This window comes from Novosphingobium sp. 11B, from assembly GCF_054589055.1.
The window spans coordinates 72,363-88,890 of record NZ_BAAILP010000239.1; the positions used below are offsets into that span (position 1 = coordinate 72,363).

At 65.2% G+C, this 16,528-nt stretch carries 14 protein-coding genes; 6 read left to right on the plus strand and 8 right to left on the minus strand.

Translation table 11 applies throughout. The annotated features are described in order from the left end of the window. Positions 1-65 precede the first annotated feature (65 nt). Complete coding sequence (locus ACYPYD_RS21350; protein WP_459665360.1) at positions 66-2,393, minus strand: TonB-dependent receptor; 2,328 nt, start codon at positions 2,391-2,393, stop codon at positions 66-68. A 287-nt stretch (positions 2,394-2,680) separates the two neighbouring features. Here ACYPYD_RS21350 and ACYPYD_RS21355 point away from each other — a divergent pair, with 287 nt between their 5' ends. Together ACYPYD_RS21355 and ACYPYD_RS21360 are read left to right on the plus strand one after the other, a co-directional pair. Further along, positions 2,681-4,516 carry a cation:proton antiporter gene (locus ACYPYD_RS21355; protein WP_008832393.1) on the plus strand — a complete coding sequence of 612 codons (1,836 nt, stop codon included), beginning with the start codon at positions 2,681-2,683 and terminating at the stop codon, positions 4,514-4,516. Continuing rightward, positions 4,513-5,124: an OmpA family protein gene (locus ACYPYD_RS21360; RefSeq protein WP_459665362.1), complete on the plus strand. Its 612-nt coding sequence runs from the start codon at positions 4,513-4,515 to the stop codon at positions 5,122-5,124. The genes ACYPYD_RS21355 and ACYPYD_RS21360 overlap by 4 nt, the downstream gene beginning before the upstream one ends. Positions 5,125-5,130: 6 nt before the next feature. On the opposite strand, the gene ACYPYD_RS21365 is transcribed toward ACYPYD_RS21360, so the two are convergent. The 5 genes from ACYPYD_RS21365 to ACYPYD_RS21385 form a co-directional block, all read right to left on the minus strand. Then, entirely contained in the window at positions 5,131-5,601 is a 471-nt protein-coding gene (locus ACYPYD_RS21365) for a hypothetical protein (protein ID WP_459665364.1), read from the minus strand. 13 nt (positions 5,602-5,614) lie between these two features. Beyond that, on the minus strand, positions 5,615-6,604 hold the full coding sequence (locus ACYPYD_RS21370; RefSeq protein WP_459665366.1) for a sterol desaturase family protein: 990 nt from the start codon (positions 6,602-6,604) through the stop codon (positions 5,615-5,617). 205 nt (positions 6,605-6,809) lie between these two features. Continuing rightward, complete coding sequence (locus ACYPYD_RS21375; protein ID WP_459665418.1) at positions 6,810-8,156, minus strand: AtzE family amidohydrolase; 1,347 nt, start codon at positions 8,154-8,156, stop codon at positions 6,810-6,812. 2 nt (positions 8,157-8,158) lie between these two features. Continuing rightward, positions 8,159-8,365: a hypothetical protein gene (locus tag ACYPYD_RS21380; protein WP_008832388.1), complete on the minus strand. Its 207-nt coding sequence runs from the start codon at positions 8,363-8,365 to the stop codon at positions 8,159-8,161. Between the two features lie 69 nt (positions 8,366-8,434). After that, positions 8,435-9,274, minus strand: a complete 840-nt coding sequence (locus tag ACYPYD_RS21385) for a DODA-type extradiol aromatic ring-opening family dioxygenase (RefSeq protein ID WP_459665368.1) — start codon at positions 9,272-9,274, stop codon at positions 8,435-8,437. Positions 9,275-9,474: 200 nt separating this feature from the next. Here ACYPYD_RS21385 and ACYPYD_RS21390 point away from each other — a divergent pair, with 200 nt between their 5' ends. Then, entirely contained in the window at positions 9,475-10,734 is a 1,260-nt protein-coding gene (locus ACYPYD_RS21390; RefSeq protein WP_459665370.1) for an MFS transporter, read from the plus strand. Positions 10,735-10,737: 3 nt separating this feature from the next. Here ACYPYD_RS21390 and ACYPYD_RS21395 read toward each other — a convergent pair whose 3' ends face one another. Beyond that, the gene (locus ACYPYD_RS21395) at positions 10,738-11,613 is read right to left on the minus strand and encodes a hypothetical protein (RefSeq protein ID WP_459665374.1); all 876 of its coding nucleotides are present in this window, start codon (positions 11,611-11,613) and stop codon (positions 10,738-10,740) included. A gap of 256 nt (positions 11,614-11,869) precedes the next feature. Further along, positions 11,870-12,961 (minus strand): acetamidase/formamidase family protein, encoded by a 1,092-nt coding sequence (locus ACYPYD_RS21400; RefSeq protein ID WP_459665376.1) that lies wholly within the window; start codon positions 12,959-12,961, stop codon positions 11,870-11,872. A gap of 355 nt (positions 12,962-13,316) precedes the next feature. Here ACYPYD_RS21400 and ACYPYD_RS21405 point away from each other — a divergent pair, with 355 nt between their 5' ends. From ACYPYD_RS21405 to ACYPYD_RS21415, 3 genes are all read left to right on the plus strand, one after another. Next, a complete protein-coding gene (locus ACYPYD_RS21405; protein WP_459665378.1) occupies positions 13,317-13,802 on the plus strand; it encodes a VOC family protein in 486 nt (161 codons plus the stop codon). Positions 13,803-13,911: 109 nt separating this feature from the next. Then, the gene (locus tag ACYPYD_RS21410; protein ID WP_459665380.1) at positions 13,912-15,105 is read left to right on the plus strand and encodes an aromatic ring-hydroxylating oxygenase subunit alpha; all 1,194 of its coding nucleotides are present in this window, start codon (positions 13,912-13,914) and stop codon (positions 15,103-15,105) included. A gap of 40 nt (positions 15,106-15,145) precedes the next feature. Beyond that, on the plus strand, positions 15,146-16,528 hold a 1,383-nt coding region (locus ACYPYD_RS21415; RefSeq protein WP_459665381.1), incomplete at its 3' end, for a helix-turn-helix domain-containing protein.

The window sequence follows — 16,528 nt, forward strand, 5'->3', positions numbered from 1 at the left end:
TCTTCCGGACACACGAACGCCCGCCCCTTTGAAGGGTGCGGGCGCCTGTGACTTGTCCGGGTGGATCAGTACTTCAGCGAAAGGGTCGCGAAGGCCGAGCGGCCCGGTGCGATAGTCGCGAAGTGGGTCGAGTAGGTCTTGTCGTAGTACTTCTTGTTGGCGAGGTTCTGCACGTTCACGCGCACCTCGATGTTGTCGGTGATGGTGGCGGAAGCCGTCGCGTCGAAGCGCCAGTAGCTGGGGATCGAGCGAGTGATGGTGCCGTAAGTCGAGGCACCGTAACCGCCGTACTGCTTGGAGTTGTAGATCGCGCCGCCGCCGATCTGAAAGCGCTCGGCGATGTCGAACGTCGACCATGCGGTGAAGCTGTGCTTCGGCGTGTTCGGGAACTGCTTGCCGTTGTTGATGCTGGGCGTGATGACGGTGCCGACCTGGGTGTACCCACCATCGACGATCTTGGAGTCCATGTAGGTGTAGCCACCGAAGACGCTCCAGAACGGAAGCGGCTTGCCGTTGAAGCCCACTTCGACGCCCTTGATGTTGCGCTTGCCCTGGAAGACCACATCGGCGCCGTTGGTGATGCGGGCGTTGTCGGTGTCGGTCTTGAACAGTGCCAGGTTTAGGCCGAAGGCGTCATCGAAGAACGACCACTTGGTGCCGATCTCGTAGGACTTGGTGACTTCCGCCTTGAGATCAAGGGTGGTCAGCGCGGTCAGCGCGTTGCCTTCCTGGCCTTCACCGATCAGGCTGCCGGCCGGCGTGGACGACTTGGCGATCGAGACGTAGACGCTGCCGTTGGACATCGGCTTGAGAACGACGCCCGCCTGATAGTTCAGGAAGTGCTCCTTGTTCGACAGCACGACCGGAGCAGTGGTCGTCGAAATGGTCGTCGCCGTCGTGTCGAACCAGTCGTAACGCAGGCCCAGGTTCAGCAGCAGGAAGTCGGTTACCGTCACGGTGTCTGCGGCATAGAGCGCGTAAGTCGTCGCTTCGGTCTTGCCGCTGATGGCGCTCTTGACCACGGGCACGACGGTGCCGTTGGTCTGCACGTTCTGCCACGGATCGTAAGGGTTGGGGTTGGTCAGGCTGGTGCAGTTGTAAGCCGCAATGTTCAACGTGCCGCAGCGACCGTTGGCACCACTCGTTGCCGTGGCGGTCGTGACGTTGGTGTTTACGTTAAAGGTGCCGCGCTTCGACTGTTCCCAGCTGGCCTCGAAGCCGGTCGCGAACGAGTGCTCGATACCGCCGGTCATGAACTTGCCCGACAGGTCGAGTTGGCCGACCATCGAGTCCACGTCGCTCCAACGCGTGTTCGCTCGGCGCCACACCAGGCCGTTCTGCACGTTGCCCTGGCTGTCGTCGGGCTGGGTGATGATGTATGCCTGTTTGACGTTGGCATACTTGCCGGTCGCGCGCAGGCGGATCGTGTCTGACAGATCATGCTCGGCGCGCATCAGCAGTTCGTCGGTATTGGTCTTGCGGAAGTCGCGGTTGGCCAACCCGTAGAAGGTGCTACGCTTGACGTCGGCGGGCTCGATCTTCAGCAGGCTTGCCGAAGTCACCTGGGCTGCAGTGCGCTCGAACGGAATGCCCGGATCGGGAATGTCGTCGCTCTGCATGTGATAGTAGTTGATGAAGGCGCGGGTCGAAGTGCCCAGGCCCAGCGCCACCGAGGGCGAGATACCCCAGCGGTTGTAGGTCACCACGTCTCGCTTGGCGACGTCGGCATCGTGCCACATGCCATTGATGCGGATCGCCGCCATGTCGCCAAGTTGGTAGTTCGCGTCGATGGTCGCGCGCTTGTAGTCGTCGGTGCCGTAGCTGAGGTCGGCGCGCGCATCGGTGCCGAGGTGCGGCATCTTGCTGACGAGATTGAGGCTGCCGCCGGCGCTGCCGCGACCGCCCATGGTGGAATCGCTGCCCTTCACGACTTCGATCTGCTCGATCGCGAAGATTTCGCGCGACTGGCCGCCGACGCTGCGCACGCCGTCGATATAAGTGCTGCCCTGGGCGTCGAAGCCGCGGATGAACGGGCGATCGCCCTGCGGGTTACCGCCTTCACCGGCGCCGAAGGTAATACCCGGCACGGTCCGCAGAGCCTCGACGAACGTGGTCGAACCGCTTTCGCGGATCACCTGCGACGGCACGACGATGACCGTCTTGGGGGTGTCGAGCAGCGGCGCGGTGTACTTGGGCGAATCCGCCTTGTTCACACGGTACGGCGTTTCCTCGATCGCGGTGTCGGACACGGTGACCCCGCCCAGGCTGCGCGCGGCGGTGTCGCCTTCGGCATCCTGTGCGAGCGCAGGCGCGGCAGCGAAGCCCACGCACGAAAGCGCGAGATAGGCAGGCGCGACGCGCGCCGATGATAGGCGAAGGCGAGACTTGGACACTTTTTTACCCCTCATGCTTGTGTCGGAAATTTCGCCGCCGCTAATGCGAATGATTTGCGACAAAGGCAAGGGATAAAATGCCGCAATGTTGCGACAATGTTTGAGCATTGATGCAGCAAGGCCTGAAAGCTTGATCGGAAATCCGCCAAAGACGGGATTTTCGATAAGACACCAGCTTCATCTCGGGATGCGGATCTGGCTGTGAGATGGCCACGCGCCCGGGCTGCACCGTGTAAAAGCCGCATCCGCCGGTTACCTTTCCGGCGTTCAGCGGTTACCCCCTGCCTATGGAGCAACAAGCCCTTGTCTTCGCGCTGATCGGCATTCTCGGGATCGGCGCGCAGTGGATCGCCTGGCGTACCGGCTGGCCCGCAATCGCCCTCATGCTCGCCGCCGGTGTCCTTGCCGGGCCGGTGACCGGGCTGATCGTGCCGGAACGAACTTTCGGCGAACTCCTCGAACCGATGGTTTCGGTGGCGGTGGCGCTCATCCTGTTCGAAGGCGGCCTCAGCCTCAATTTCCGCGAATTGCGCAAGACCGAGGGCGCGGTGACGCGGCTCATGGTGATCGGCATCCCGCTGGGCTGGGTGCTCGGCACCCTCGCCTGCTATTATGTGGCGGGGCTCGTCTGGCCGGTCGCGATCCTGTTCGCGGGCATCCTCGTGGTGACCGGGCCGACGGTTGTGATCCCGCTGCTGCGCCAGAGCAACGTCGCCCCGCGCCCGCGCGCGATCCTCAAGTGGGAAGCGATCGTCAATGACCCCTTCGGCGCGCTCTGCGCCGTCATCACTTACGAGTACCTGCGCCGCGTCGACGAAGGCGGCACCCTGCTCTCGGTCGTCGCCGCGCTGCTGGGCGCGGCGGTGGTTGCCGGGCTCATCGGCTATGCCACGGCGCGCGCGATCGCCTGGGCTTTCCCGCGCGGCCACGTCCCCGAATATCTCAAGGCCCCGGTGCTGCTGGTGGCGGTGATCGGCACGTTCGTGCTGTCCAACCTGATCCAGCAGGAGACCGGCCTGCTCGCCGTAACGGTGATGGGTGTCGCGGTGGCCAACATGCGCCTCGATTCCCTGCGCGACATTCACCCGTTCAAGGAGAACGTCACCGTCCTCCTCATTTCGGGCGTGTTCGTGCTCCTGTCGGCGTCGCTCAACTTCGAGGTGCTGCGCCTGTTCGAGTGGCGCTTCATCGCCTTCCTCCTCGCGCTGCTGTTCCTCGTCCGCCCGGCAACGGTGCTGGTCGCGCTGGCCTTCAGCAAGATCCCGTGGAACGAGCGGTTGCTGGTCGCGTGGATCGCGCCGCGCGGTGTCGTCGCGGTCGCAGTCTCGGGCCTGTTCGCGTTGCGTCTCGATCAACTGGGATATGGCGATGGCAGCATCCTCGTCACGCTGTCGTTCTCCGTGGTGGTGGCGACGATCGTGGCGCACGGGTTCAGCATCCGCTTCGTCGCGCGCTGGCTCGGCGTCATGGGTGCGCCGCAGAAGGGGCTGCTGATCGTCGGCAGCACACCGTGGAGCCTGTCGCTTGCCCGCCAGCTCAAGTCGCTCGACCTGCCGGTGATGATTTCCGACGCCAGCTGGCAGCGCCTCGCCGCACCGCGACAGGCGGGCATTGCCACCTATCACGGCGAGATCCTGGCCGAGACGACCGAGGAACGGCTGGACCTCACGCAGTTCCAGGTGCTCGTTGCGACGACCGAGAACGAGGCCTACAATGCCCTCGTTTGTAACGAATTCGCGCCGGAAATCGGCCGCGATGCTGTATACCAGCTGGGCGGCAGCGGCGATGACGAGGACCACCGCAGCCTTCCCGAAGCCCTGCGCGGGCGCGCGATGTTCGCCGCCGGACACGGCGTCGAGGAGATCATGGAGCGCGAGACGGCGGGCTGGACCTTCCGCAAGACGCGGATCAGCGAGCAGTTCGACTTCACCGACGCCCGCTCCTCGCTGCCGGACGAGGCGGATATGTTGTTCGTGCTCCGCAAGGACGGCCGCATCCGCTTCTTCACCCATGCGTCGAGGCCGACGCCGCAGGCGGGGGACATCGTGGTGTCCTACGGCCCCTCGCGCCATTCCGATCCCGAAAACCCGGCCCAACCCCACAAGAAGGAGGCGACCGCATGAGAGGACTGAAACTGCAGAAAGGCGCCGCGCGCTGGCTGTCCGCCGCCGCGATCGGGCTTGCCGTCAGCGCCTGCCAGCCCGGCAAGGCCCCGCAGGACGACAAGAGCGAAGCAGCGGCCGATGCCTCCGAAGCGGTCGAGCCGGAGTTGGTAAAGAAATCGATCATTCGCGCGGAGATTGATCCCGCGCCAAGCGAGACCCCGGTGCTGCAGCCGGAAACGATCGTCGTCCCGTTCACCGCCAAGGGTTCCGAGCCTGACGCGGCGGGCCTCGCGATGATCGATGATCTGATGACGCACCCTTCGTTCCGGGCTGGCGGCCCGATCACCATCTGGGGTCACAGCGATTCCAAGGGGTCCGATGAGCAGAACCTCGCCGCCTCGCGCCGCCGGGCCGAGGCCGTGCGTGGCTATCTGGTGAAGAAGGACGTGCCGCGCGACCGCATCACCGTGATCGCCCTCGGCGAAGCGCGACCGATCGCGCCGAACCGCAAACTCGACGGCACCGACGATATGGAAGGCCGGGCGAAGAACCGGCGGGTGGAGATCAAGGTCGATCTGCCCGCACCGCCGCAGGCCGAGGAAACCCCGGCCGCGAAGCCGGAGTAAAGCGGGTCAGGCCGGTGCGATTTCGGCGACAGGCTCCACGTCAGCAAGGCTCTTGCGGAAGGCCGATCGGATCAGCCTCGGCTCCAGAATCCGGCCGACGACGTAGAGCACTGTGAAGATACCGGCGAACACGAAAGCCGGATTGCGCGATTCCTTGAGCAGCCACGCGATGCCGAGGAACAGGAACGGCAGGAAGAAGCAGAACTGAAGGGTCGGGCTGTTTAGGTCGTAGCGCAGTTCGGCGCCTTGCCCGTCATCCTCCACCCACAGCGTGCCGTGGTTGAATATGGCCATCCGGTCCTGCGCGATCGGGTCCTTCTTGCTGAAGGCCAGTGTGTCGCCATCGATGCGGAAGGTCGTGCCGACCGCGCGAAACAAGTGATCGAGGCGGGCGAAGACGTCCCGGGGCGCACGCCGCACATCGAGCGCTAGGGATCCCCGAACACGCCAGATCCGGTCTATGAAGGGAAGGTCCACGCGAAAGTCTCCCTTATTCGGCCGGGACGGCGGCGGGCTGGAAGCGAACCTGAATGGCGGACTTCGTGGTCTTCCAGGCTTCGGTGAAGGGGTAGGTCATCTGCTCGCGGATCGACATGCGGCGGCCGCCTTCCATGCCGAGGAGTTCCGCTTCGCCATCGACGCAAGTGCCGAATATGCGGTCGATGAAGATGTAGGTGCCCGCGTAGTTGCTGCGGCTCGCCTCGAAGTCCTGCGAGTGGTGGACGCTGTGGTGCTCGGTGGTGTTGAACAGGAAGCGCCACAGGCGCGGGGTGTTGAAGCGGACGTTGATGTGCTGGTACGTGCTCACCGCCATGCCGATCGCCCCGGCCAGCAGCGCGGCCCGCGGCAGGAAATCGAAGAATCCGCCGATGCCGAGCCCGATCAGGAACAGCTCGACCGGATTGCCGACCGCGCCCTTGTTGATGTTCAGCTGTGTGATGTAATGATGCACCGAATGGGTGAGCCAGAGCGGATACCAGTTGTGCATGCCGCGATGCATCCAGTATTGCCCGAAATCGAAGATGAACGAGATCAGGAACGCCTGAACAAGCAGGGGCATCTCCTTGAAATAGGCGAATTTCTCCCAGTCGAAAGCATGCTGGATGGCCCCGACCATGGCGTCGCTGCCGATGTGCTTGCCGGCATACTTGACCAGCGTATAGCTGACGCCGACGTAGAACAGGTCGGTGACCAGTTCCTTCCATGTAAGCCGCCAGCTATCGTGGCGCGGGTTCACCCATTCGAGGCCATAAAGCAGCACCTTGAAGCCAATACCGATGCCGATCGCGGTCGAGGCTTTGGCAATGGAATCGGGCGCGTAGAGCCAGAAGGCCACCAGCGCGATCAGAACGGCGGGCTGGAACCAGGTGAAGACGAACTGTTTGACCGGGCCGCCCTCCACGCGCGGGATGTTTTCCCAGCCGACCGTGACCGGCGACTGCGTGCCGATCAGCCTCTTGCCTACGCGAACTCCGTCCATATCACCCGCCCTCGTAATACCCGATCACCCACTTCGGTAATACTAAACATCGATATGGTAATACTAAAACTTTGCGGCTGTCCATGCCCTCTTTGTGCACTGCAAAAATAATGTCGCGAAACGCGGATACCCGCCGTTTTCTTCTACGCCAGCTGCCTCTGGCCCCGCGCATCGCGCCGGTCGCAAGGTTCTTCGACTATGGCGATCACTCCGGCGGGAGCGGCACCGCGCAAAGGCCCTTGTCGATCAGTTGCCGCGCCGCGCGGAAGAGCAATGGCTCATGTCCGGCCGCGCTGATCAACTGGATGCCCAGCGGCATCGCGAAGTCGCCCGCCAGCGGCAGCACCAGCGCGGGCAGCCCCATCAGGCTGATCGGCTGCGTGTAGATGCCGAGGTGGCTGCGAGCCGGGATCGTCTTGCCCTCGAACGTCATCACCGGATCGGCAATGGTCGGTGCGAAGCCCGGCGCGGCGGGGGTGAAGAGGACATCGGCCAGCTCGAACTGACGTCGGAGGCGCGCCTGAATCCAGCTACGGAAGCGCTGCGCGGCGAGGTAGTCGTCGCTCGGCAATAGCAGACCTGCCAGCATGCGATCGCGCACCGGGGGCTCGAATTGCATCGGGTCGGCCTCCAGCGCGGGGCGGTGCAGGCTGGCACCCTCGGCCGCGATAATGACCGAGGCGGCGGCGCGGGCGATCTCGGAATGCGGCAGTTCGAAGCTGATGCGGCCGAGGCGGCTCCAGAACGCATCGAGCGGTCCGCGCATCTCTTCGGAAATGTTGTCGTCGAACCAACTCATCAAGCGGCCGAAGGAAATCTCGCCGCGCAGGGGCTCCTGCCGCTCGGGTGCGCCTTCGCGCAGGATCGTGCGGACCAGCGCCACGTCATCGAGATCGCGGCCGAGCACGCCCACGACATCGAGGCTCTCCACGAAAGGATACATGCCTTCGCGCGGAAGGTCGCCGTAGGTGGGCTTGAGGCCGATTACCCCGGTCAGCCCCGCAGGTACGCGCAGCGATCCATTGGTGTCGAAAGCAAGGCTGAGCGGGACCACGCCAGTCGCCACCGCCACTGCCGAACCGCCTGCGGCGCCGCCCGCGACGCGCGCAGGATCGTGCGGGTTGCGGGTCGTGCCGTACTCGGCATTCATGGTGACGAAGCCGTAACCGAATTCGTCCATGTTCTGCGTGCCGACGAGCACCGCGCCCGCCGCTTCGAGCAGCGCGATGGCTTTGGCATCGCGGCTGGCGAACGCCGCATTGCGCCGCGTGCGAGACCCGGCGGTGGTGATCTCCCCAGCCACGTCAAACAAGTCCGCCGCGCCGAAGGGCACGCCTGCCAGCGGGCCCGGATCGAGCCCCGCCTCGACCAACTTGTCTACCGCCGCCGCCCGCGCCAGCGCACGCCGGCGCAGGAGCCGCGTGAAACCGCTACGCTCGCCGCCGAGTTGCTCGGCCTTGTCGAAAGCCTTCGTCGCCAGTTGCACGGCCGAGATTTCGCCGCCGCGCACCCTGGCGGCCATGACGATAGCGGATGACGGCGCGAGGGACATGCTCAAGCCTCGAACCGCATGGCGCTGGCACTGCGCGGATCGAGCGCAAAGGCGCGCAAGGTGGCGACGTGGTCCTGCAGGACGATCAGGTTGGACAGGACGCCCGGCAAGCACTCGTCAGGAGCGGAAACGCCCGCCTCGGCCATGCGTGTGCGCAGGCTGCCCTCGCTCGGAGGTGCCGCTTTTCCGCTCGTTTCGGCCACCAGCATGATCTCCCTCGCTCGCCATCGATCGAAGGGCCACCCTTACAGTCTTGCGATCTAGCGGCAAGGGGGCCTTTACCCGAACCGATAGGCCGAGATGTCCGCCATCATGACGTTGTCGCCGAACACCTTGTGTCCGGCCGAGGCCCCACCCGCCCCGGCAGCCACCATGAGCGGCAGCAGATGCTCCTCGCGCGGGTGCGACTGGCGGCCCGCAGGCGCCTCGGCCCAGTGAGAAAGCAGGGCCTCACGCTCGGCCGGAGCCGCTTCGATTGCGCCCGTTAGCCACTGGTCGAACACCGCCGAAGGGCGGGTCGCGGCGGGGGTGCGGAAGCCGCGCATGTTGTGGTAGCTCATGCCCGAGCCGACGATCAGCACGCCCTTCTCGCGCAGCGGCTCCAACGCCTTGCCTGCGGCGATATGCTCGGCGGGATCGAGGTCCGCCTTGAGCGAAAGCGGCACGACCGGGATCGTAGCGTCCGGATCGACCAGCAGGAAGGGTACGAATACACCGTGATCGAAGCCGCGGGCGGGATCGGTGCGGGCGGGCAGGCCCGCACCCTTCAGCAGTTCGACGACGCGCTGCGCCAGCGCGGGGGAGCCCGGCGCCGGGTATTTCAGCTCGTAAGTATGCGGCGGGAATCCGTAGTAATCGTAGATCATCCCCGGCTCTACCGCGGTAGATGCGGTGAATGCCGACTCCTCCCAATGGCCCGAGATCACGACGATACCCTTCGGCTTTTCCGGGAGTGTCGAGACGAGCGCGCGCAGCCACGCCTCGGTCTTGTCCCACGTGTCGGCGGGGCCGCCCATCACCGACCAGTCCATGAAGAAGCACGGACCGCCTCCATGCGGAATGAAAAAGGTGGGCATCTGCGTCGAGGAAACCGTCATGTCGGCCGTCTGAGCATTCATCTTGGCGAATCGTCCCTGGTTGATCTCGCGGGCAATTTTCGACCCCACGGGTCGCTGGGTGCAAAGTCGGGTCGAGCGCGCTCTCGTGCAAGGACCCATAGTTGACGGCGCGCGAAGGAATTGTTGCGGCGCACCTATAAACACTTGGGATCGGCACCCGGCGGGCCTTTACTCCGGCAATCGGAACCGGAGACCTGCCCATGCCGAGCGCTTCTACCCGCCTTGCGATCGCTGCCACTACAGGCAACCTCGTCTGCCTCACTGCCGCGATCAGCGCGACCTTCGGGACGTTCCTGGTGCCGATCTCGCAGGACCTGGGCTGGTCGCGCGCGGCGGTGTCGGGCGTGCTGGGCCTAATCGCGATCATCGCGGCGGCAAGCTATCCGTTGATCGGGCGCACCATGGACCGTGTCGGAGCACGACCCATGATCCTTGGAGGCAACGTGGCCCTCGCGCTGCTGGTGGCCAGCCTGTCGCAGACGAGCGGCAGCCTCTGGCTGTTCTACCTCCAGTACGGTCTCATCGGGCTGGCGGGCGCGACATGCGCCTCGCCGATGATCGCCAAGATCGTGTCGAACTGGTTCGACGCCCGGCGCGGGCTGATGCTGGGGGTGACCGCCGGGATCGGCAACGGCGTCGGCGCGACCCTGATGCCGGTAGTGGCAGGCATCCTGCTGCCGCTGATCGGGTGGCGCGCGACGTACGGCGCGATCGGCGCGATCGTTCTGCTGCTGGGCTTTCCGATCATGTGGTTCTGGCTGCACGACACGCCTGGCCACGTCTCCCGCAAGGACGATGAACCCGAGCGCGTGTTCGAGGGCATGACGTTGCGCGAGGCGGCATCCACCCGCCGCTTCTGGCTGCTGCTGATCGCTGTCGCAAGCGGCGCGGGAGGCATGACGGCGGTGTTCACCCATGTCGTGCCGATGATGACCGATCGCGGCTTCGGCCTTGGCCAGGCGACCGGTGTTGTCGCGACTTTCGCGCTTGTCACGGCGGCGTGGCAGGTGGTGACCGGCGGAATGCTGGACAAGCTGCGTACGCCGCTGCTGATCGTGCCGATGTATGCCGCCGCCATGGCGGGACTTGGGCTTCTGCAGTTCGGACAGGGCGGTCTTGCCGCCACCGCCGCAGGCGTCCTGCTCGGTATCGGTATGGGCGCAGAATATGCGGCGTTACCCTACTTCTGCTCGCGCTACTTCGGCCTCAGGCATTTCGGATCGATCAACGCGGTGCTCTACGCCGCCGTCATCCTGGCACAGGGACTGACCCCGGCGGCGATGGATCTCAGTTACGGCGCCACCGGCTCCTATAACGAGGCTGCACTGGCGATCATCGTGGTGCTGGGAGCGGGAATGGCCCTGCTGTTCTTCCTCCCTGGCATCGGTGCCGACGGGCGCACCCGCGTACGTCAGGTCAAGCCCGTTGCCTCCGGAGATCTCGCAATGGCGACAGGTTGATGCTCAGGGGTGTCCGCTGAGCGTACGGACCCGATCGATCGACGACAGACTCTCCCCCACCCATCGGTCGAAAGCGTCGATGAGGGTCTGGGACAGTTCCACATAGTCCCCCGGCCGCTCGGACAGCGTGACGAAACCACGCTCCACCGCACCCTTGAGCACGTTGCGGACATGGGTGCGGGAGACACCGCCCTGCCCGCCGGCCCGTGAATAGAAGCCCGGCGCCGTGCGATTGTCCGGATTGCCGCGTACGGACTGCATCAGGATCATCAGCACCCGAAAGCCCACTGCCTCCTGCACGAAATAGTCCATCGGCGGGTTGGCGCTCATGATCTCGTTGGCGATGTCGAGCGTTCTTAGCCCGGCGATGCGAAAAGCCTTCTGGTAACTTGTCCGTCGTTCCAGCACCGGACGGTAATCGACCTCCGGACGCAGCAGCGCGAGCGGTGCGTGGAATACCCCCAGCCATTCGCAATCGGCCGCGACCCCGCGCTCGGTGGCGCGCAGCAGCCGGGCTCGGCGATCCCGGGGGTCAGGCACGACCTCCAGCAGCAGGTCCCGGCGCAAGTTGGCAACGAGATCGGCGATCCGCCTGCCGGGTGCTATACCCATGTCGGGCAGCACTTCGTTCAGCACCTGCATCGATACACCGCCCGCCGGATCGTCGGGATCGCGCAGCGCGTCGAGCGAGGCGATCAGCATGAACGTAACCCCCTTCTCGTATTCGATAAGCGTGCGCAGCCGAGCGTCGTCAATGTAAAGGCCTGCCAGCCCGTCGATGAGCAGCGCCTTGGCATCCTCGAAGCGCGGATGCGCGCGTACTTGCCCGATCGAGATATGCGTATCGCCGGCACTACCGGCCCTCCAGTTCGTGTCCATCAGCCCCTCGTCGCCGCAACAGCCCCCGACGAAGCCGCGGCGAGGCTTCGTTAACGATAAGCTAGTGGATTTTACGGATTTTCGTAGCCGTTCAAGCAGCGATGGCAAAAAAATGACCCGGTGGCCGATAAGGCCCCGGGTCAGGCTGAAAGGCGGATAAGTTCAGTCCTTCGGGTCGCCTCGGTCGGATACCCCGATGGAGCCGAAAGGCAACGGAACAATTTCGTAGTATTTCAGAGTCCTTGGCCACGTATCTTCAGGTCGGGTCGATGACGGTGCCCTTGCCCGGGAAGATGCGCCGCTCGATGCGTGCGTGGACGCCCAGCGTGCCGTCCACCACTTGCGTCACGCCGAAGTCGGTCGCCACGCTCATCAGCGAATAGGCGTCCTCCTTGCTCAGCCCCTGCTGTTCGTGGAGCAGGTGGAGCATGTCCATCGAACAGTTCTTCATCGCCTGGTCCAGATCCTCGCCGAAGCCGTGGACGATCCAGTTCTCGGGCGTTTCCAGCAGCGGCGAGGGGAAGGAAAAATCCTTGCGCAGGATGATCTGGAACAGGCAGTCGAGCGAAGCCTCGATCGCGGTGCCGCTGATCTCGCCGTCACCCTGGCTGACGTGGGGGTCGCCGATCGAGAACAGCCCGCCCTTGACCTGGCACTTGTAGAACATCGTCGAGCCCGCGCCGATGCGCCAGTTGTCGATGTTGCCGCCGTGCAGCCCCGGCGGGATGGTCGAGACCGGCGCGTCCACCGCCGGCGCCACGCCCGCCGTGCCCAGATGCGGACGGGCGGGGATGGTGATGCCGGGCAGCGCCGGGTGCCGGTCGCACACCGGGCAGTTGGTGATGGTGCCGGGGACGAGGTACTCGCCCGGGAAATCGTAGGCATAAAGGGCGTGGGCGGTGTTCGCGCTGGGGTCCAGCTCATAGATCGTCACCCGCTCCTTCCTGCCGAACTCCTCATACAGATGCCCCCAGTTCGCCGCGAGGTTGGAGCCGTAGTTGTTGCGCGGCGTCATCTGCAGGTAGCGCACCTCGATCATGTCGCCCGGCTCGGCGTCCTCGACATAGATCGGGCCGGTCATGATGTGGACGCCGGGCGCGCGGGTGGCGGGATCGACTTCGCGGAAGATGCGCTCCACGCCTTCGTCGAACATCAGTTCGGGCGCGTCGCCTGCATGGTGCGTGATCGCTTCGGCCTGCACCAGATCGCCACTTTTGATCCTGAGCGCCGGCTTGATCTCGGGCGAGAAGTAGCCCCAGTGGATCGTCTCCGGCGTGGCCTTGAGATGCCAGATCGCCGAGGGCCGCGTGTCCGCCTTCGCCGATGTCAGAGTGGTGACCGAAGCCATGCAGTGTCCTTTGTTGAGTGGAGGATCGACGGCTTCACTCTCTCCCGAGGGACGAAAAGGGTCTTGGCCGTCAGCGCACTGGTAGTTGGCAGCGCGGTGAACTGCGGGGGCTGCGAGGGGCCGCGCCTGCCCCTTCGACAAGCTCAGGGTGAGCGGGGTTGGGGGTAAGCCTCCCGACTCCGCTCCGGGAGAGTGAATTCGGAGGAAACCTCCAATTCCGCTCAGGCTGAGCCTGTCGAAGCCCCCGCGCCACACGCCCGCCCACCTCGCGTCAACAAACCGGACGCCTGCCGCCAAGAGCCGCGGGCGCATCTGGCGCAGACCGTGAGGCACACGAGAAGGAAGCCCAAACCCCATGCCCAACACGCTCATCTTCGTAGACCTGCCCGCCGACGATCCGGCCGCCGCCGGGCGCTTCTACGCCGAAGTCTTCGGCTGGCGCGACGATCATAAGCCCGAGGGCGTCTATCACCGCATGGTGCCGGGCGGCATGTTCCCCAATCCCGACGGCACCGACAGCCAGATCGGCAACCTGCATGTCGGCATCTTCGACCCCGCCAACGCCCGCCCGCACCCGGACGCCGAAGGCATCGCCCCGCGCGAAATCGCCAAGGAGGGCCGGAAACCGCGCATCTGGGTGCTCATCAGCGACGACGACACCCCCGAACGCATCCTGTCCTCCGCCGAGGAGCGCGGTGCCACAGTGCTGTGGCGCAACCACTTCTGGGGTACTTTCAACGGCCTCAACCACTGCTTCCGCGATCCCTGGGGCAACGAGATCCTGCTCTGGGGCAAGGCCGGAGATCCTCCCAGGATTCCAGACGATTACACCCACGAGTAAGCCTTTCTCGCAAATGCAATATTGCCTTCGCAGGTGCCGCATGCACAAATGCACCTGACGGCACTCAACGGCACCTAGCGTACCCATAACAGCACTCAGGATGGTCACCATGCCCGCGCCAACCATGACGGACGACTTCATCGAATCCCTCTCCGCCTCGGCGGTGAACCTCGAGGACGCGGTCACGCTGCCGCCCTCGTGCTACACCTCTCAAGACTTCTACGAATTCGAGAAGGACGCGCTCTATTACGCCGAGTGGCAGTGCGTCGGGCGCGAGGACTGGATCCCGAAGCCGGGCGATTACTTCACCACCCGCACCATCAACGAGCCGATCATCGTCTCGCGCACGCTCGAAGGGCAGGTCCGGGCGATGTCGGCGGTGTGCCAGCACCGCGCGATGCTGGTGGCCGAGGGCGCAGGCAACGCGCGCGGGTTCCTGTGCCCCTACCACCACTGGAGCTACTCGCTCGACGGCACGCTGGTGGCGGCCCCGGCGATGAACAGGACCTGCAACTTCGACCGCAAGGCCAACAGCCTGCCGCGCTTCGCGGTCGAGATCTGGAACGGCTTCATCTTCATCAACTTCGACGAGAACGCCGCGCCCCTCGCCCCCCGCCTGATCGGGGTGGCCGAGGCGATCGCGGGCTACGACCTCGCCTCTGCCGAGGGTCCGAAGCCCGATGAGGGCGCCAGGCTCCCGTGGAACTGGAAGGTGATGTTCGAGAACAACAACGACGGTTACCACGCCAGCCGTCTCCACGCCGGGCCGCTGCATGACTTCGTGCCGTCCGGCAAGGCCGAGTTCCCGCATTCCGAACCCGAGGACGCCGGGTTCCTGCGCTTCAACGGCACGCTCCACCCCGACGCCAGCTTCAACGCCACCCAGCGCGCGGTGCTGCCGATCTTCCCGGGCCTTTCGGACGAAATGCGAAACCGGATGACCTTCGCCAACGTCCCGCCCTCGCTCAGCCTCATCATGATGAGCGACATGGTGATCTACCTGATCCTGCGGCCGGACGGACCGGAATCGCTGGAGATGGACACCGGCCTGCTGTTCGCGCCGGGCGCGATGAAGGACCCGACGTTCGACCACAAGCTCGACATGAACATGCGCGCCACCGCACACATCATCGCGCAGGATTTCCACGTCGACGAACTGGTGCAGAAGGGCCTGCGCTCGCGCTTCGCCCCGCGCGGCCGCTATTCGTGGCAGGAAGGCGCGCAGGGGCAGTTCAACAAGTGGCTGGTCCACCGTTACCGCGCTGCACATAAGCGTCTGGCGGGATTGGAAACAGTGAGTTAGGCTGCCCCCTACAGGGTTACACAACAAGGATAATTCCGGCATGACCGGCGTGCGCTTGACCACCAATGCTTATCCCCACGACCAGCGATTGCAGGCGTGGCGTTTCGCATTGCAGCGCGTGTCGCTGGAACTCGAATCCGAGAACGAGGACATCTACGGAGACCTCGTCAGCTTCACCAGCGGGCAGAAGATCCAGTTCGTCCGCTGCACCGGCACCGCGCAGGCGATGACCCTCGACTTCCGGCAGGAGGCGCGCTGTTTCTGGCTCGTCCTCCTGCTCGAAGGTCGCATCGCCGCGTCGAGCGGGGACCGGGAAGTGGAAATTGGCGAGGGCGACATGGTCTACGGCGGCGGCGACACCCGCTGCCGCATCGCCATGGAAGGCGATTTCCGCCTGCTCATCGTCAAGGTGCCGCACAGCCTGCCCGCGCTCAAATCCCGCTCGCAGCTGCCCACCGAGATCAGCGACCTGATCGCCGACACCGCCGTCGGCCGCATGATGTCGAGCCTGCTGCGCACCGTGGCCGACACCATCCTAGATATCTCCGACGACCAGATCCGCCCGGTCGAACTGGCCCTGCCCGAGATGATCGCCGCCACCCTCCTCGACCGTGCCCCCGCCAAGCAACTCGGCGGCGCGGCGGGCGGCCGCGCGGCGATCCTGGAGCGGGTGTTCCAGTCGATCGAGATGCGGCTGTCCGACCCCAACCTCAACACCCACCAGATCGCCGCCGAGCACAACATCTCGCCGCGCTATCTACAGAAGCTGTTCGAGAGCCACGGCGAGAGCTTCGGCCATTACGTGAAGCTGCGCCGCCTCGAGCGCTGCCGCCTCGATCTCGGCAGCCCGCTCCATGCGCAGCGCTCGATCTCGGAAATCCTGTTCCAGTGGGGCTTCAACGACAGCGCCTCGTTCTCCCGCGCCTTCCGCGAGCAGTACGGGATGAGCCCGCGCGAGTATCGCAAGTCCCCCGAGATCGCGACGAGCGCGGCCGAAACTCCGCGCCGCGGACGGCCCGAAAAGGCGCGCGACGTGCGCATGGACAACCGCGAGCCGCCCAGCGTCCTCAGCGGCTTACCCAGCCTCGACGATGCCGCGAGATCGCGCCGCCACCACTTCCTGCCCGCACGGCCCGACACGATCCACTGGGGCTATTTCAGCCGTTCGCTGCAACCGGCGCTCGAAGTCCGCTCGGGCGACTACGTGACGATCGAGACGCTGACCCACCACGCCAACGACGATGCCGAACGCATGATCGAGGGTGACGCGGGCGCGGAAGCCGTGTTCCACTGGACCGCTGACGGCAAGGCGGTGGAACGGCGCGGCGCCGGGCCGTTCGACGCCTCGGCCCTGGGTCGCGGCCCCGGCGAGGGCTTCGGCGTCCACATCTGCACCGGGCCGATCGCGGTCGAGGGCGCCCGC